Origin of the sequence: Pseudomonas sp. MAG733B, assembly GCF_036884845.1 — a bacterium.
Taxonomy (GTDB): domain Bacteria; phylum Pseudomonadota; class Gammaproteobacteria; order Pseudomonadales; family Pseudomonadaceae; genus Aquipseudomonas.
In genome coordinates this window covers 3,602,893-3,620,528 of sequence record NZ_CP145732.1, presented here as the reverse complement: position 1 = coordinate 3,620,528, position 17,636 = coordinate 3,602,893, and the positions used below count along the sequence as shown (strand labels likewise).

The following is a 17,636-nucleotide window of genomic DNA, read 5'->3' as shown; positions in this document are numbered from 1 at the left end:
TTGAAAAAGGATCACGTCATGACCGTACGCATCGAGAACGAGACCTGCTTCTTTACCACCGAAAACGGCGAAGAAATTCGCTTGTGCCCCGACGTGACCATCGTCACTGACGGCGCCAAAGCCATGTCGGCGGTGGACCTCAACGGCCAGCGCATCTACATCACCGAAGCAGAAGCCGATGCATTGACCGTAGCAGGTGCGGTGGACGGACGCCGGCACTTGAAGGCCACCGACAGTGATTCGGTGATTTGACTGACCCGGATCAACAACCCCCGCCACCGCCTGATATAGGCGCTGGCGGCCCGCCGAGACAGGTGCTTCAACTTGTCGCAGGCTGTTTCGCAATGCGCATCTGATCCGGTTTTTAAAGCAATACCTGAGTCTGTTATGCAAACAGATCGCTGCTCATAGTGCTCATGCCTGATGGAGGCTGATGAGCGAAAGACCATGAGCGAGAGAATCCCCGTCCGAACCGTTGAAACATTCGAACCTTCACGCCCGAAGATGAAGGTCAAAACCAGCGACAACCTGATCCACACCCGCAGCTTCACCGGCCTGTTCCGTTCCCTGCGCATCAGCGGCGCGGGATTTCTGTTTCTGCTGTTCTTCGGCACGGTGTGGCTGAACTGGGGCGGCCGTCAGGCGGTGCTCTGGGACCTTTCCGAAAGCAAATTCCACATCTTTGGCGCAACGTTCTGGCCGCAGGATTTCATCCTGCTCTCGGCACTGCTGATCATTGCCGCGTTCGGCCTGTTTGCGATTACCGTGTTCGCCGGCCGCGTGTGGTGCGGCTACACCTGCCCACAGAGCTCCTGGACCTGGATTTTCATGTGGTGCGAGAAAATCACCGAGGGCGAGCGCAACCAGCGGATCAAGCTGCAAGCCGCACCCTGGGGCCTGAACAAACTGATGCGCCGCTCGGCCAAGCACACCTTGTGGCTGGCCATCAGCCTGCTGACCGGTTTGACCTTCGTCGGCTACTTCACCCCGATCCGCCCGCTGGCCGAAGAACTGCTGACCTTGCAGATGGGCGGCGTAAGCCTGTTCTGGGTGCTGTTCTTCACTGGCGCGACTTACATCAATGCTGGATGGCTACGCGAAGCGGTGTGCATGCACATGTGCCCGTATGCGCGATTCCAGAGCGTGATGTTCGACAAAGACACCCTGACCATTTCCTACGACGTGGCGCGTGGCGAGAACCGTGGCCCGCGTAAACGCGAGGTCAAACCGGCCGAGGTTGGCCTGGGCGATTGCATCGATTGCCAGCTCTGCGTACAGGTCTGCCCGACCGGCATCGACATCCGCGATGGCTTGCAGATGGAATGCATTGGTTGCGCGGCATGCATCGACGCCTGTGATTCGATCATGGACAAGATGGGCTACGAGCGCGGCTTGATCAGCTACACCTCGGAGCGTCAGTTGCAGGGTGGCAAGACTCACCTGCTGCGGCCACGGCTGATCGGCTACACCGCCGTGTTGCTGGTGATGATCGCCGCGCTGGTCGTCGCACTGGTCGAGCGGCCGATGGTGTCGCTGGACGTGAGCAAGGACCGTGGCCTGTTCCGCGAGAACAGTCAGGGGCAGATCGAAAACATCTACAGCCTGAAGGTCATCAACAAGACCCAGCAGCGCCAGGACTATCGACTGGCGCTCGTCGACGGTGACGGCTTCCAGTTGCAAGGCAAGACCGATTTAAGCCTGGCGCCAGGCGAGATTGTCGACGTGCCGGTATCGGTGGCGATGACTACAGACCGACCGAGCAGCAGCTCGCAGGGCATCAGCTTCAAGGTCGTCGACAGTGATGAGCCCGGCATCTACAGCGTGGCCAAGAGCCGGTTTGTTGCGCCGATGAATCGTTAAGGCTTTAGACTGCGGTGCTCTGTGGCGAGGGAGCTTGCTCCCGTTCGGCTGCGAAGCAGTCGTAAGTTTTTGGGGGCGCTTCGCACCCCAGCGGGAGCAAGCTCCCTCGCCACAACAGCAATTCGAGACAATTCCATTGTGGGATACCGATGAAACGCTACGAAAAATTCGCCGACGACATCGCTGAACTGATCCGCACCGGCGTCCTTGGCCCCGGCCAGCGCGTGCCGTCGGTGCGCTACGCCAGCCAGACTTACGGGGTCAGCCCGTCCACGGTGTTCCAGGCTTATTACCTGCTGGAACGCCGTGGTCTGATCCGCGCCCGGCCGCGCTCCGGCTATTTCGTCAATGCCAATGCACCGCGGCCGTTCTCCGAGCCGGTGATCAGCAGCCAGGTCAACGAATCCACGGAAGTCGACGTCAGCGAACTGGTGTTCTCGGTCCTGGACTCGATCAAGGACCCGAACACCGTGCCCTTCGGTTCGGCATTCCCCAGCCCCACGCTGTTTCCGCTGCAACGGCTGTCGCGCTCACTGGCCAGCGCCAGTCGCGAGATGGACCCGCGCATGGTGGTCACTGACATGTCACCGGGCAACCCGCAACTGCGCCGGCAAATTGCCCTGCGCTACATGGTCGGCGGGCTGATGTTGCCCATGGAAGAACTGCTGATCACCAATGGTGCCCTCGAAGCGCTGAACCTGTGCCTGCAAGCGGTCACCCAACCCGGCGACCTGGTGGCCATCGAAGCCCCGGCGTTTTACGCCTGCCTGCAAATACTGGAACGGCTGAAACTCAAAGCCGTGGAAATCCCGGTGCATCCGCGCGACGGCATCGACCTCGGCGTGCTTGCGCAAACCCTGGAACGCCACCCGATCAAGGCCTGCTGGTGCATGACCAGTTTCCAGAACCCCATGGGCGCGACCATGCCCGAGACCAAGAAACAGGAACTGGTGGAGTTGCTGCGCCAGCATCAAGTGCCGCTGATCGAAGACGATGTCTACGCCGAGTTGTATTACGGACAGCAGGCGCCGAAACCGGCCAAGGCGTTCGATACCGAAGGCCTGGTGATGCATTGCGGTTCGTTCGCCAAAAGCCTCGCGCCGGGCTATCGCATCGGTTGGGTCGCTGCCGGCCGCTATGCGCAGAAGATCGAACGGCTGAAGCTCATGACGTCGCTCTGCGCCTCGATGCCGGCCCAGGCCGCCATTGCCGATTACTTGCAACACGGCGGCTATGACCGGCACCTGCGTAAATTGCGTCATGCGCTGGAAGATCAGCAAGCCGCGATGCTCGCCGCCATCGCCCGCTATTTCCCGGCGCAAACGCGGGTCAGCCAACCGGCGGGCGGCTACTTTTTGTGGCTGGAGCTGCCGGCGCAGATGGATTCGTTGAAGTTGTTTCAGATGGCGTTGGCCCAGGGGATCAGCATCGCGCCGGGGCCGATTTTTTCGCCGGCGCAGCGCTTCAGGAATTGCATTCGGTTGAATTACGGCAGCCCGTGGACCGAGGACTCAGAAAAGGCGATGGAGACGTTGGGGCGGATTGTCAGGTCCTTCTGAAGGCCTCGGCCGGCATCGCATCCGGGCCGCGCGCCGACGTGAACCGGGCGATCAGCCTCGGTTCACAGTTTGTTTTATAAGCCTCAGCCTATATCGTCTAACTCCAAGACACCGGCGCCTCTGACTTGCACTTCAAACTCAGCGGGTGCCGGGTCCCAGATAACATGCTCGGCCCTCAGGAATGTGTCGGAGAAGTATTGCTGCCCATCGTTTTCGAGTGACGTTTTACTATTGTAAATATAAGTAGGGCCCTGAACCTGATCCTGTATGAACGATACGGTTTCACCCACAATCGGAGCAACTGACAAATCTGGATCCACAACACGCTTTCGAGCGACATTGAACAACCGTAGATTACCCTGACCAAACACATTCATATAAAAGCGTGTTGGATTCTCCGGCGTCACCACAATATTTCCGACGTCCGTCGTCTGCCCGTTGGTTTCCCGTATTTTCTCCATACTCAGGAAATAACCAAAAAACTTCCCGGGTGTGGCCACGCGCAAGGTGTATCGATCTTTTTCCGAGCGAAAATGGATCAACAATGGCTCATCATCGTCGCGATCCGCAACGGTTAAAAAGCCCCCTTCGCTTTTGAGTTGACGGTTATATTCCGTGCGTTGCGCCGATGTTAAGCGCGGTCGCGCGAGCCGCTTCTCCATCAGTTGATAATTCAACACCAGTGGCTTTCCCGCCAGGAAAAGATGAGCGATAATTGATTTGTTCAAATCGTCCTGACTCATATCAGTCTTCCACCACATTGCGCTTGCGACGTTCAATAATCATCTGGTCTGCCAAGTAAGCAGCTCCAGTCAGATAATCAATCGATGCCAGGCCCGAGTATTCCCGGTGCAAATAACGCAAAACAAATTCATCCCAAAAAGCGACTTCATCTTTGTAAAGATCCATTTACGCACATCTCCATTATTTAAATTAAAACTTCGCCAACTGCGAAGTCGACTCAAGAGTAAGATCGACACGCCATACTTTCAAGCCATACATAAATCACATGTAATGCACGATATATCAAACACCACGCAGCAAGATTTAACGCAACAAACAACGCACCCTGATTACAGGAAGCGTTGCTTGTTGCGTTAGTATTCTTGAAAGAAAAACTACTAGAGTTTCAAAGTCGCTATGTTCAATCCGACTTCAACGACCACCGCCCAAATCAACAAAAGTCCCCGTCGCATACGAAGCCTTGTCCGACAGCAACCAGACAATCGCCTCGGCCACTTCATCCGGTCGCCCGCCACGGGCCATGGGGATTGCAGACTCCAGTTTGCTGACCCGGTCCGGGTCACCGCTCAAGGCATGGAAGTCGGTGTAGATGTAACCGGGCCGCACCGCATTGACGCGAATGCCTTCACCCGCCACTTCCTTGGACAGGCCGATGGTGAAAGTGTCGAGCGCGCCCTTGGAAGCGGCGTAGTCGACGTATTCGTTGGGCGCGCCCAGGCGTGAGGCAACCGACGACACGTTGACGATGCTGCCGCCCTGCCCGCCGTGCTTTGGCGACATGCGCAGGATCGCGTGTTTGGCGCACAGCACCGGCGCCAGCACGTTGGTCTTGAGGATTTTCAGGATGCGGAATTCGGACATTTCGTCGACCCGGGACTTGTGCCCCACGGTGCCGGCGTTGTTCACCAGTGCCGTGACCCGGCCCAGCTCGCTGTCGACCCGATTGAACAGCGCGATCACTTCGTCTTCGATGCTGACATCGGCGCGCACCGCAATGGCTTGCGCACCCAATGCGCGGACTTGCTCCAGCACACTGAGCGCTGCCTGCTCATCAGCCTGATAGTTGATGCAGATCCGATAGCCTTGTCTGGCGGCCAACAGGGCTGTGGCGGCTCCAATGCCGCGGCTGCCGCCGGTGATGACGATGACTTTTTCCATGCAAGCTTTCCCCGTTTCAAGCGTAAGCGGTCGGGGCCAAGAATAACCGTCCTTTGCGGTTTTTGCATGGGCCTGTTGCCAACCGATGTGGCGAGGGAGCTTGCTCCCGCTCGACTGCGTAGCAGTCGCGGAACTGAGAGTTGTCGGGGGCCGCTTCGCGACCCAGCGGGAGCAAGCTCCCTCGCCACAAGTCAGGCGAGCTCCAATTGCTCCGCGCGATGAATCTCCACCATGAAGCGTTCGGCCGGCAACGGATGCCCAAGCAGGTAGCCTTGCAGCGAATCGCAACCCAGTTGAGTCAGGAAGTCCTGCTGCACGCCGGTTTCCACGCCTTCGGCAACGATCCGCAGCCCCAGTGCCTGACCGAGGGCGACGATGGCGGAAACGATGGCCGCGTCATCGCTGTCACGTTCCAGATCACGCACGAAACCACGGTCGATCTTCAGCTCGTTGGCCGGCAGGCGCTTGAGGTACATCAGGCTCGAATAGCCGGTGCCGAAGTCATCGATGGACAGATCGACGCCCATTTCCGACAGTTCCTGCAACACCGTCATGCTCGCATCGGCATCGCTCATGGCTGTGGTTTCGGTGATTTCCAGGGTCAGGCTGTTGGCCGGCAGATGGTGCGTGGCCAGCGCCTTGGCCACACTCTGCACCAGCCCGGCGTGGCAGAACTGCAAGGCGGACAGGTTCACGGCAATGCGCCAGTCGGTGTAGCCAAGCACGTACCATTCACGCATCTGGCGGCAGGCTTCATTGAGCACCCATTCGCCAATCGGAATGATCAGGCCGGTTTTTTCAGCCAGTTCGATGAATTTGTCCGGCAGCAGCATGCCCTGCGTCGGGTGCTCCCAACGCAACAGCGCCTCGGCACCGACCGGCCGGCCGTTGTTGGCATCGAACTTGGGTTGGTAATACAGGCTGAATTCTTGATGCTCCAGGGCATGACGCAGGTCTTGCAGCAATTGCAGTTGCTTGCGCGCGTTGCTGTTCATCGAGGCGTCGAAGAAGCTGTAGCCGTTTTTGCCCGCCCCTTTGGCGTGATACATCGCCGCATCGGCGTTCATCAGCAATTCGTGGGCGGTCTGGCCGTTGCCCGGGTACAGCGCGATGCCGACACTGGCCGAGATCTGCAAATCATGCTCGGCGACCCGGAACGAACGGGCAATCAATCCGACCTGCCGTGCCGCGAGGCCCATCGCGTCGTTTTGTTCGCTGAGCTGCACCAGCAACACGAATTCGTCGCCGCCGATGCGCGCCAACGTGTCCTGACTGCGCAAGTCCTCGCGCAGGCGCAGGCTGACTTCCCGCAGCAACTGGTCGCCCATATGGTGACCAAAGGCGTCGTTAACCGGTTTGAAGCCGTCCAGATCGATGAACATCAGCGCAAAACAACCGCCCTCGCCGTTCACCCGCGACATCGCCTGGTCTATACGATCGGCGAGCAGTATCCGGTTCGGCAGACCGGTCAGGGTATCGTGCAGCGCCAGTTGTGTCAGTTCGCGGTTGGCTTCGGTCAGCGACTGGGCCAGGCCTGCGGTGCGGGCTTCGAGCCGGGCGTCGAGGATCGAAGTCAGCAAGGCAATGCTCAGCACCGCCAGGGTGGTGATCAGCACCAGATTATCCAGGCCCTTGCCATTCAAACCGTCTACCGCGGCTCCGCAAAAACTGCCATCGGCGAAGCGCGCCGCAGCCATGCCGGTGTAATGCATGCCAACGATGGCTACGCCCATGATCATTGCCGCACCGCCGCGAATCAGCCGCACGTAAGGTGTGTGCTGGCGTAGGTGGAACGCGATCCACAGCGCCGCGCCGGAAGCGACGACCGCAATGAGCAGTGACGCGCCGAACAGTGTCGGGTCGTAGTCGATGCCCGGCTGCATGCGCATGGCAGCCATGCCGGTGTAATGCATGGCACTGATGCCGGCGCCCATGATCAGCGCACCGAACGCCAGTTGCCACAGCGGCAGGCGCGGCTGGCTGACCAGCCACAGGGCAAAGCCGCTGGAGAGAATGCCGGTCAGCAGCGAAAGCAAGGTGATGCCGATGTCGTAGCCCAGATCGATGGGCAACTTGAAGGCGAGCATGCCGATGAAGTGCATCGACCAGATGCCCACCCCCATGGCGAAGGCGCCGCCCGCCGTCCACAAATGCACGGCGCGGCCCTTGGCAGTGGCGATGCGGCCTGTCAGGTCGAGGGCGGTGTATGAGGCGAGAATCGCCACACACAGCGAGATGATGACGAGCGTGGGGGAATAACTACCGATGAGCATGGGGATGTCTCGCAATCACCCCCGTACTGCTTCCGTTCTCGAGGGCGCAAATTTTGCGCGATTGTACTGATTCCAAATGAGAACGCACTCACAAAATTAGCAAAGGGCCATCAAGCCGATGAAACGCTTGTTTGATCGACCCTAAACCCTCTAGAGCAACCCACCCCGCCCATGTAGGAGCCGTCTACAGTTGCCCATCCCAACCACCGCCCAGCGCGGCAATCAACTGCACGCTGGCGATCAGGCGGCTCTGCATCAAGTCCAGGTTGCTGCGTTCATTGCTCAGCGCCGCCGCCTGAACCACGACCACGTCCAGGTACGCAATGACCCCGGCCTTGTACTGGTTCTGGGTCAGGCGCAGCGATTCGCGGGCTGCATCCAGCGCCTGTTGCCGCACCACGGCTTCGTCTTGCAGCACCTTGAGCTGGACCAGATAGTTTTCCACTTCACGGAAACCGTCGAGCACGGTCTGGCGGTATTTGGCCACGGTTTCGTCGTAGGCCGCTTCGCTGCGATCCACCTCCGCCGAGCGCTGCCCGCCGTCGAACAAGGTCATGGCCAGTTGCGGGCCGACCGACCAGAAGCGGTTCGGTACGCTGAACAGATCTTTCGACGTGCTGCTGCTGTAACCCCCGTTCAGACTCAGGGTCAGGTCCGGGTAATAAGCGGCCTTGGCCACGCCGATGTTGGCGTTGGCAGCGATCACCGAACGCTCGGCGGAAGCAATGTCCGGGCGGCGTTCCAGCAGTTGCGACGGCAGGCTCAATGGCACTTCGGGCAATGCCGGAATGTTCTCTGTCTCCGCCAGGCTGAACTCGGCCGGTGGCAAGCCGATCAGCACGGCAATGGCGTTTTCGAACTGGGCGCGTTGCCAGATCAGGTCGACCATATCGGCTTCGGTGCCCTTGAGCTGGGTCTGTGCCTGAGCCACAGCGTCCTTGCCGGACACACCGGCGCGATACTGGTTTTCGGTCATTTTCAGCGAACGCTGGTAGGCCTCGACGGTCGCTTCCAGCAGACGCTTCTGCTCATCGATCACCCGCAGTTGCAGGTAGTTCTGCACCAGTTCCGACTGCTGGCTCAGGCGCATCGCCGCCAGATCGGCAAAACTCGCCTGGGCATTGGCGGTGTCGGCTTCAAGGCCTCGGCGCAGCTTGCCCCAGATATCCGCTTCCCAACTGACGCCAGCCTGGGCGGTGTAGGTGTCACGAATACCGCTGGACGAACTGGTCAGGCTGGAACTGCTACTGCCGGTGCCCTGGCTGGAACGGTTTTTCCCCAAGGTCAGGTCCACCGTCGGAAAAAACGCGCCCCGGGCGCTGCGCACCAACGCCTGGGCCTGCCGGTATTGGGCTTCGGATTGTGCAACGGTCTGGTTGGACGCGTTGAGTTTTTCGATCAGGCCATTGAGTTGCCGGTCGCCATACAGCTCCCACCACGCACCACGGGCCAGGGAATCGCTCGGGCTGGCCTGACGCCAGCCGGCCGCTTCCTTGTACTGCGCAGGCTCGGCGGTTTGCGGACGCTGGTAATCCGGGCCGATGGCGCAGGCACTGAGCATCGCCACGCACAGCGACAGGCTCAGCAAACGCGAGCCTCGGGCGGTGATCAGCGGTGTAGCCAGTTTGAACAGCGAACGGTCAGTCATAGCGGAGTTTCCAGAGCAGCATCGGTACGCACCCCACGCCAGTGGTTGAAGCGATGGCGCAGTTTGTCGAGATAGAGGTAAACCACCGGAGTGGTGTAAAGAGTCAGCACCTGGCTGAAAATCAGCCCGCCGATGATGGTCAGCCCCAGCGGCTGGCGCATTTCCGCCCCTTCGGCACGGCTCAGCAGCAACGGCAAGGCGCCGAGGATTGCCGCGAGGGTGGTCATCAGGATCGGCCGCAAACGTTGCAAACAGGCGTTGCGAATCGACTCCAGTGGCGCCATGCCCTGATGCCGCTCCAGTTGCAGCGCCAGGTCGATCATCAGGATGGCGTTCTTTTTCACCACGCCGATCAGCAGGAACAGGCCCAGCAACGAAATCAGACTGAATTCGCCGCCCAGCGCATAGATCGACAGCAAGGCGCCGACACCCGCCGACGGCAAGGTCGAGAGAATGGTCAGCGGATGAATGTAGCTTTCGTACAGCACGCCCAGCACCAGATACACCGCCACCAGCGCACCTAGGATCATCCACGGCTGGCTCTTCTGGGTCGCGGCGAAGGCATCGGCGGTGCCGGCCATTTTCGCAATGACATCTTCCGGCAGGCCCACCGAGGCAATTGCCCGTTCGATGGCGGCGCTGCCCTGCTCCACGGTCACGCCCTCGGCCATGTCGAAGGAAATGCTTTCCGAGGCGAACTGGCCTTCGTGGCTGACGCGGTCGTCTTCCAGGCTGTTTTCGTAATGGGCAATCGTCGACAACGGAATCCGCGCGCCATCGGCGGTGATCACCTGCACCTGCTTGAGGGTGATCGGGTCCTGGGCGTATTTCGGATTGACCTCCATCACCACCTGATACTGGTTGAGGCTGTCGTAGATGGTCGAAATCTGCCGCTGGCTATAGGCGTTATTCAGCACCGCCGTGACCATGTCCATGTCGACACCGAGGCGTTTGGCCTGGTCGCGGTCGACAATCAAGGTCACTTGCTGCGCGCCTCGGCCTTCGCGGGCATCAATCGCGGTCAGCTCGGGCAAGGCCTTGAGCGCGGTGACGACTTTCGGATACCACTCGCGCAACGCTCCCAGGTCACCGCTTTGCAGGATGTAGGAATACTGCGACGTGGTTTGCTCGCGGCCACCGCCGAATTGCAGGTCCTGATCGGCCATCAGCATCAGTTGCGCACCGGCAACCTTGGGCATTTCCTTGCGTAGCCGCTCGATGACCTTTTGCGCGGAAATGCTGCGTTCCTTGATCGGCTTGAGGCGTACCAGCATGAACGCGTTGTTGGTGCCGTTGGTGCCACCGATGAAGCCCGCGACGCTTTCCACCGCTTCGTCCTTGAGCACGGCGCGGCGGAAGATTTCCATTTTCGGCTGCATCACGCTGAACGACAGACCGTCGTCGCCGCGCACAAAACCGATCAGTTGGCCGGTATCTTGCTGAGGAAGAAATGTTTTAGGAACAACCACATACAACGCAACGTTAACGCCAATCGTCACGAACAAACTGAGCAACGTCAGGCGCCGATGGCGCAGTACCCAGTCGAGACTGGTGGCGTATTTGCCGACCATCCATTCGTTGGCCCGCTGACTCCAGCGTTGCAAACGGTTTTCCTGGCCCGGCGTGTGCGGCTTGAGCCAACGGGCGCAGAGCATCGGGGTCAGGGTCAGCGACACCACCAGCGACACCACGATGGCCGCCGCCAGGGTAATGGAGAACTCGCGGAACAGGCTCTCGATGATCCCGCCCATGAACAGGATCGACAGGAACACCGCCACCAGCGACACGTTCATCGACAGCAAGGTGAAGCCGACTTCCTGGGCACCGAGATACGCCGCTTTCATCGGGCGAATGCCCGCATCGATGTGCCGGGAAATGTTCTCCAGCACCACGATGGCATCGTCCACCACCAGCCCGGTGGCCAGGATCAGCGCCATCAGCGACAAGTTGTTCAGCGAGAAGCCGTAGAGGTACATCACCGCAAACGTGCCGACCAGCGACACCGGCACCGCCAGCGTCGGGATCAGCGACGCACGGAAGTTACCCAGAAACAGGAACACCACCAGAATCACCAGCACCACGGCGATCAGCAGGGTCATTTCCGCTTCATGCAATGTGGCCTTGATCACTGGCGAGCGGTCCATTGCCACGTTCAACTTGACGCTGGCCGGCAACACCGCCTGCAACGCCGGCAGTTGAGCCTTGATCTCGTTGACCGTCTCGATGATGTTGGCGCCGGCCTGCCGGTTGATCACCAGCAATACCGCCGCGTCGTCGTTGAAGAAACCGCTGTTATAGCGGTCTTCGACGCCGTCGCTGACCTTGGCCACATCCTTCAGGCGCAGGGCCGCGCCGCCGTTGTAGTGGATGATCAGCGATTCGTAATCCTTGGCCTTTTCCAACTGGTCGTTGGCCTGAACCTGCCACAAACGCTGATCGTCCTCCACCGAGCCCTTCGGCCGACGCACGTTGGCATTGGCGATGGTGTTGCGCACATCGTCCAGCGCCACGCCGTACTGGTTCAGCGCCTGCGGTTCGAGTTCGATGCGCACCGCCGGCAGGGAGCTGCCGCCGATCTGCACCTCACCCACGCCCTGAACTTGCGATAGGCTTTGGGACAGGATGGTCGAGGCCAAGTCGTACAACTGGCCTTTTTCCAGCACGTCCGAGGTCAGCGACAGCACCATGATCGGCGCTTGGGACGGGTTGACCTTCTTGTAGGTCGGCATGCTGCGCATCCCACTCGGCAGCAGGTTGCGCGAGGCGTTGATCGCCGCCTGCACTTCCCGCGCCGCGCCGTTGATGTCGCGGTCGAGGTCGAATTGCAGGATCACCCGGGTCGATCCCTGGCTGGAACGGCTGCTCATGGTGTTGACCCCGGCGATCGCGCCGAAGGAGCGCTCCAACGGCGTGGCCACGGTGGATGCCATCACTTCCGGGCTGGCACCGGGCAGGCTGGCCTGCACCACAATCACCGGAAAGTCCATTTGCGGCAGCGGCGACACCGGCAACAGGCCGAAACTCACACCGCCCAGCAGCATGATCGCCAGGCTCAGCAGCATGGTCGCGACCGGGCGCTTGATGAAAGGTCCTGACAGGTTCATGGCTGCTCTACCGCTTCCACGGATTCAGGCTTACGACCCCAACGCCGACCGAGGCGGTCGAAGTACAGGTAGATCACCGGCGTGGTGAACAGCGTCAGAATCTGGCTCAGCAACAAGCCGCCGACCATCACCAGACCCAACGGCTGGCGCAATTCCGCACCGGAACCGGTGGCCAGCATCAACGGCACCGCACCGAACAGCGCGGCCAAAGTGGTCATCAGGATCGGCCGGAAACGCAGCAACGCCGCTTGATAGATCGCCGTCTCGGGGTCCATGCCCTGATTGCGCTCAGCATCCAGCGCAAAGTCGATCATCATGATCGCGTTCTTCTTGACGATACCGATCAGCAAAATGATGCCGATGATCGCGATCATCCCCAGGTCGTTGCCGCTGAGAATCAACGCCAGCAAGGCGCCGACCGCCGCCGAAGGCAAGGTCGAGAGAATGGTGATCGGGTGAATGTAGCTCTCGTAGAGCACGCCCAGCACGATGTACATGGTCACCACCGCCGCCAGAATCAGCAGCAAGGTACTCGACAGCGACGCCTGGAACGCCTCGGCCGCGCCCTGGAACTGGGTCTGCACGCCGATCGGCATTCCGATGTCTTTTTGCACCTGTTCGATGATCTCGACTGCATGCCCCAACGCCACGCCGGGCGCGAGGTTGAACGACATCATCACCGCCGGGAACTGGCCGATGTGGGTGATCGCCAGTTGCGCCTGACGCTCTTCGACATGCGCCAGGCTGGACAGCCGCACCTGGCCGCCATCGGTGGTCTTGACGTGGATCTGGTCCAGCGCCTGCGGGCCGATCTTCTCGCCGGACTGCGATTGCAGCACCACACGGTACTGGCTGGCCTGGGTGTAGATCGTGGAAATCTGCCGCTGGCCGAAGGCGTCATACAGCGCATCGGTGATGTTCGACACCGACACCCCGACCCGCGAGGCGGCATCGCGGTCGATCACCAGATAGACCTGCAAGCCCTTGTCTTGTAGATCGCTGGCAACGTCGGTCAACTCCGGGCGTTCGGCCAGGGCTTCCACCAGACGCCCGCTCCACAGGCTCAACAGTTCCGAATCCGGCGACGACATGCTGAACTGGTACTGCGTGCGACTGACACGGTCTTCGATAGTCAGATCCTGCACCGGCTGCATGAACAGGCGAATGCCCACCAGTTTGTCCAGTTCCGGTTGCAGGCGTGCGATGACTTCCGTCGCACTAAGGTCGCGGTCGCTGTGGGACTTGAGGTTGATCAGTAGTCGCCCGCTGTTGAGCGTCGAGTTGTCACCGTCGACACCGATGTAGGACGACAGGCTCTCGACCGCCGGATCTGCCAGGATCACCTTGGCCAGTTCCTGTTGGCGATCGCTCATCGCCGCAAAGGAAATCGACTGCGGCGCTTCGGAAATCCCCTGGATCACCCCGGTGTCCTGCACCGGGAAGAAGCCCTTGGGCACGACCATGTACAGGAACACTGTCAGCGCCAGGGTGCCGATTGCGACCATCAGGGTCAGCGGCTGATGCTTGAGCACCCACTGCAATTTGCGTCCGTAGGCGGCGATCATCCAGTCGATGAAGGCACCGCTGGCGCGGTAGAAACGGCCCTGCTCTTCTTCCTTCGGTTCACGCTTGAGCAACCGCGCGCACATCATCGGCGTCAGGGTCAGGGACACGACCAGCGAGATCAGGATCGCCACCGCCAGGGTGATGGCAAACTCGCGGAACAGCCGCCCGACCACGTCAGCCATGAACAGCAGCGGGATCAACACGGCGATCAGCGACAAGGTCAGGGAAATCAGGGTGAAGCCGATCTGCTTCGCACCCTTCAACGCCGCGTTCAGCGGGCTGTCACCTTCTTCGATGTACCGGGAAATGTTCTCCAGCATCACGATCGCATCGTCCACCACGAAACCGGTGGCGATGGTCAGGGCCATCAGGGTCAGGTTGTTGACCGAGAACCCCGCGAGGTACATCACGCCGAAGGTACCGATCAACGATAGCGGCACGGCCACCGATGGGATGATGGTGGCGCTGGCCCGTCGCAGGAACAGGAAAGTGACCATGACCACCAACGCGATGGCGATCAGCAGTTCGTGTTGCACGTCCTTGACCGAGGCGCGGATGGTCTGGGTGCGGTCGGTCAGCACGACGACGTCGAGGCCGGCCGGCAGGTTGTCGGTGATGCTCGGCAGCAACGCCTTGATGCGGTCGACCACTTCGATGACGTTGGCACCGGGCTGCCGCTGGATGTTCAGCAACACGGCCTGGTTTTCGTTGGCCCATGCGGCCAGACGTTCGTTCTCGGCACCGTCGACGATTTCCGCCACGTCCTTGAGCCGTAACGGCGCGCCGTTGGCGTAGGCCAGGATCAGGTTGGCGTAGTCCTTGGGCGACGTCAGTTGATCGTTTGCATCGAGCATCGAAACCCGGGTCGGGCCGTCGAAGTTGCCCTTGGGCTGGTTGACGTTGGACGCGCCGATCAGCGTGCGCACATCCGACAGGTTCAGGCCATTGGCCGCCAGGGCTTCGGGATTGACCTTGATCCGCACGGCCTGACGCTGGCCGCCGGCAATGCTGACCATGCCGACGCCGCTGATCTGGGCGATTTTCTGCGCCATGCGCGTGTCGACCAGATCGTTGAGCTTGGGCAACAACATGGTCTTGGAGGTGATGGCCAGGGTCAGCACCGGCGTATCGGCCGGGTTGACCTTGTTGTACACCGGCGGCGCCGGCAAGTCCTTGGGTAACAGGTTGGTCGCGGCGTTGATCGCGGCCTGCACCTGCTGCTCGGCGACATCCATATTGATGTCGAGGCTGAAACGCAGGGTCAGCACCGAGGCGCCACCGGAACTGGTGGATGCCATTTGCGTCAGGCCCGGCATTTGCCCGAACTGCCGCTCAAGCGGCGCGGTCACGGCGCTGGTCATTACATCCGGGCTGGCGCCGGGATAGAGCGTCATGACGCGAATGGTCGGGTAATCGACCTGAGGCAATGCCGATACCGGCAGCAGCCGATAAGCGATCACGCCGGCCAGGATAATGGCCAGCATGCTCAGCGTGGTGGCTACCGGGCGAAGGATGAACAGCCGCGAGAGATTCATGCGCCGCCCTTTTTCGCCTTGTCAGTGGTCGCCGGCTCAGGCGTGTTGGCCGCCGATTTGCCCTGCAGGTGGCCGGCCGGATTGGTCGGCACTTGTTGTGGGTCGTTGACCACTTCCACGTCGCTACCGTCCTTCAGGCGGTCGGTGCCCTCCAGCACCACGCGGTCGCCTGCGGAAAGGCCTTCGGTGACCACCGTGTTTTCACCGTCGCTGGCGCCGATTTTCAACTGGCGGATCTTGACCTTCTTGTCGCCGTCCAGGGCATAGACGAACGTGCCATTGGTGCCGAACTGGATCGCGGCGGATGGCGCAAGCACCACGTCTTTGAGGGTGTCGGCGAGCAGACGCACGTTGACGAACTGGTTGGGAAACAGCGACTGGTCGCGGTTGTCGTAACGGGCCTTGAATTTCAGGGTGCCGGTGGTGACGTCAATCTGGTTGTCCAGGCTCTGCAATACGCCAGTGGCCTGCAACTTGGTATCGCCACGATCCCAGGCCTCGGCCGGCAATTTAGCGCCGCTGCGATAACGCGCGAGGACGGTGTCGAGGCTGTTTTCCGGCAGGGTGAAAGCCACGCTGATCGGTTGGGTCTGGGTGATGATCGCCAGCGCCGTGGTGTCGTTGGCTGCTACCAAGTTGCCGACATCGAGCTGGCGCAGGCCGACGCGGCCGGCGATCGGCGCGCGGATCTTGGTGAATTCGAGATTGAGCTTGGCGTCGTTGACCGCCGCCTGATTGGTCTTGACCGTGCCCTGGAACTGACCGACCAGCGCGACGGCGGTGTCCAGGGTTTGCTTGGCGATGCTGTCCTCCCGATACAAACCGGTATAACGCTCGACATCCACCTGGGCGTTTTTCAGTTGCGCCTGATTTTGCAACAAGGTGCCTTCGGCCTGGAGCAAGGCGTTCTGGTACGGACGCGGGTCAATCTCGGCAAGCAGGTCGCCGGCCTTGACCATCTGCCCTTCCTCGAAATTGATCTTCATCAGCTCACCGCCGACGCGACTGCGCACGTTGATGGTGTTTAGCGCAGTGACCGTGCCCAACGCCTTGTAGTACAGCGGGAAATCACCCTTGACCGCCGGGGCTACGCGCACCGGAACCGGCCCGGTCGCACCGCCGAACCCTGGACGCATTCCGCCCGCCTTGCCGGTATGCCCGGCCACGGCTTTTTGCCCCGCACCCTCTTTTGGCGCAGCACTGCCTGGCCAGAATTTCCAGCACAGAGCGGCGATGACCAGCAGGACAAGCAGGCCGAACAGCCAGCGACGGGGACTACGGGAAGCGGAGGATTGCATTGAGTGATCAACCATTGGGCGCGTGAGCTTTCTTTACATGAGGCTGAACGATAAGCACTGGCGGGTCTTAAGCAAAGCGCCTTTACCGGCAATTTACCTTCGGCTTACGTAACAGGAGATTTATCCAAGACACTGAAACACAAATGAAAACGGCCTGGACAGGGCCAGGCCGTTAAACTTTGTAAAGTGATGCTTATTTCAGAACAGCAAGTGCCGCTTCGTAGTTCGGTTCTTCAGCGATTTCCTTGACCAGTTCGCTGTGCAGAACATTGTCGTTTTCGTCCAGTACCACAACGGCACGGGCGGTCAGGCCTTTCAGAGGGCCGTCAGCGATGGCCACGCCGTAGTTCTCGATGAACTCGGCACCGCGCAGGGTCGACAGGTTCTGTACGTTTTCCAGACCTTCGGCGCCGCAGAAACGCGCCTGGGCGAACGGCAGGTCAGCAGAAATGCAAAGCACAACGGTGTTGTCGACGCTGCTGGCCTTGGCATTGAACTGGCGCACGGAAGTGGCGCAGGTCGGGGTGTCGACGCTTGGGAAGATGTTCAGCACTTTGCGCTTGCCGGCGAAGTCTTTCAGGGTGACGTCGGACAGATTGCCGGCAACCAGGGAAAAGGCTGGCGCCTTGGAACCGGCTTGAGGCAGTTGGCCGTTGACTTGAACCGGGTTGCCTTTAAGAGTGACTTGAGCCATGAACTGAGTCCTTCTGAACGTTGTTGTAGAGAATTTTGAAGAGGCCGAAGTTAACCACGAAATTGTCCGGTGACCTACCCCGGATACAAATTGTGGAGAGTTGCTCTCACCGACAACCCGATACCCTGTGGGAGCGGGCTGCCCGCGATGACGGCGGCACATACAACATAGATCTCCCACAACGAATGTGGTGCCCC

12 protein-coding genes are annotated in these 17,636 nt (G+C 60.4%); 3 read left to right on the top strand and 9 right to left on the bottom strand.

Annotation, left to right across the window (positions count from 1 at the left end):
* The first annotated feature begins 18 nt into the window (after nucleotides 1-18).
* The 3 genes from V6Z53_RS16760 (at nucleotide 19) to mapR (ending at nucleotide 3,419) form a co-directional block, all read left to right on the top strand.
* Nucleotides 19-252 (top strand): DUF3203 family protein, encoded by a 234-nt coding sequence (locus V6Z53_RS16760; RefSeq protein WP_046818117.1) that lies wholly within the window; start codon nucleotides 19-21, stop codon nucleotides 250-252.
* A 195-nt stretch (nucleotides 253-447) separates the two neighbouring features.
* Complete coding sequence (gene ccoG / locus V6Z53_RS16755; protein ID WP_338580714.1) at nucleotides 448-1,860, top strand: cytochrome c oxidase accessory protein CcoG; 1,413 nt, start codon at nucleotides 448-450, stop codon at nucleotides 1,858-1,860.
* Nucleotides 1,861-2,009: 149 nt separating this feature from the next.
* A complete protein-coding gene (gene mapR / locus V6Z53_RS16750) occupies nucleotides 2,010-3,419 on the top strand; it encodes a GntR family transcriptional regulator MpaR (RefSeq protein WP_338580713.1) in 1,410 nt (469 codons plus the stop codon).
* An 83-nt stretch (nucleotides 3,420-3,502) separates the two neighbouring features.
* Here the strand turns inward: mapR and V6Z53_RS16745 are convergent, their stop codons facing one another.
* The 9 genes from V6Z53_RS16745 to tpx all read right to left on the bottom strand — a co-directional run bounded on the left by V6Z53_RS16745 (nucleotide 3,503) and on the right by tpx (nucleotide 17,439).
* The gene (locus tag V6Z53_RS16745; protein WP_338580712.1) at nucleotides 3,503-4,162 is read right to left on the bottom strand and encodes a hypothetical protein; all 660 of its coding nucleotides are present in this window, start codon (nucleotides 4,160-4,162) and stop codon (nucleotides 3,503-3,505) included.
* Nucleotide 4,163: 1 nt separating this feature from the next.
* The gene (locus tag V6Z53_RS16740; protein WP_338580711.1) at nucleotides 4,164-4,328 is read right to left on the bottom strand and encodes a hypothetical protein; all 165 of its coding nucleotides are present in this window, start codon (nucleotides 4,326-4,328) and stop codon (nucleotides 4,164-4,166) included.
* 246 nt (nucleotides 4,329-4,574) lie between these two features.
* Nucleotides 4,575-5,321, bottom strand: coding sequence for an SDR family oxidoreductase (locus V6Z53_RS16735; protein WP_338580710.1), 747 nt, complete (start codon nucleotides 5,319-5,321; stop codon nucleotides 4,575-4,577).
* Between the two features lie 191 nt (nucleotides 5,322-5,512).
* Nucleotides 5,513-7,594 carry an EAL domain-containing protein gene (locus V6Z53_RS16730; RefSeq protein ID WP_338580709.1) on the bottom strand — a complete coding sequence of 694 codons (2,082 nt, stop codon included), beginning with the start codon at nucleotides 7,592-7,594 and terminating at the stop codon, nucleotides 5,513-5,515.
* 184 nt (nucleotides 7,595-7,778) lie between these two features.
* Complete coding sequence (locus tag V6Z53_RS16725) at nucleotides 7,779-9,242, bottom strand: efflux transporter outer membrane subunit (protein WP_338580708.1); 1,464 nt, start codon at nucleotides 9,240-9,242, stop codon at nucleotides 7,779-7,781.
* The gene (locus V6Z53_RS16720) at nucleotides 9,239-12,346 is read right to left on the bottom strand and encodes an efflux RND transporter permease subunit (protein WP_338580707.1); all 3,108 of its coding nucleotides are present in this window, start codon (nucleotides 12,344-12,346) and stop codon (nucleotides 9,239-9,241) included. The genes V6Z53_RS16725 and V6Z53_RS16720 overlap by 4 nt, the downstream gene beginning before the upstream one ends.
* Nucleotides 12,343-15,447, bottom strand: a complete 3,105-nt coding sequence (locus tag V6Z53_RS16715) for an MdtB/MuxB family multidrug efflux RND transporter permease subunit (protein WP_338580706.1) — start codon at nucleotides 15,445-15,447, stop codon at nucleotides 12,343-12,345. The genes V6Z53_RS16720 and V6Z53_RS16715 overlap by 4 nt, the downstream gene beginning before the upstream one ends.
* Complete coding sequence (locus V6Z53_RS16710) at nucleotides 15,444-16,760, bottom strand: MdtA/MuxA family multidrug efflux RND transporter periplasmic adaptor subunit (protein WP_338580705.1); 1,317 nt, start codon at nucleotides 16,758-16,760, stop codon at nucleotides 15,444-15,446. Before V6Z53_RS16710 ends, V6Z53_RS16715 begins: the two co-directional genes overlap by 4 nt.
* Before the next feature lie 178 nt (nucleotides 16,761-16,938).
* On the bottom strand, nucleotides 16,939-17,439 hold the full coding sequence (tpx, locus tag V6Z53_RS16705; protein ID WP_338580704.1) for a thiol peroxidase: 501 nt from the start codon (nucleotides 17,437-17,439) through the stop codon (nucleotides 16,939-16,941).
* Between the last annotated feature and the right edge of the window lie 197 nt (nucleotides 17,440-17,636).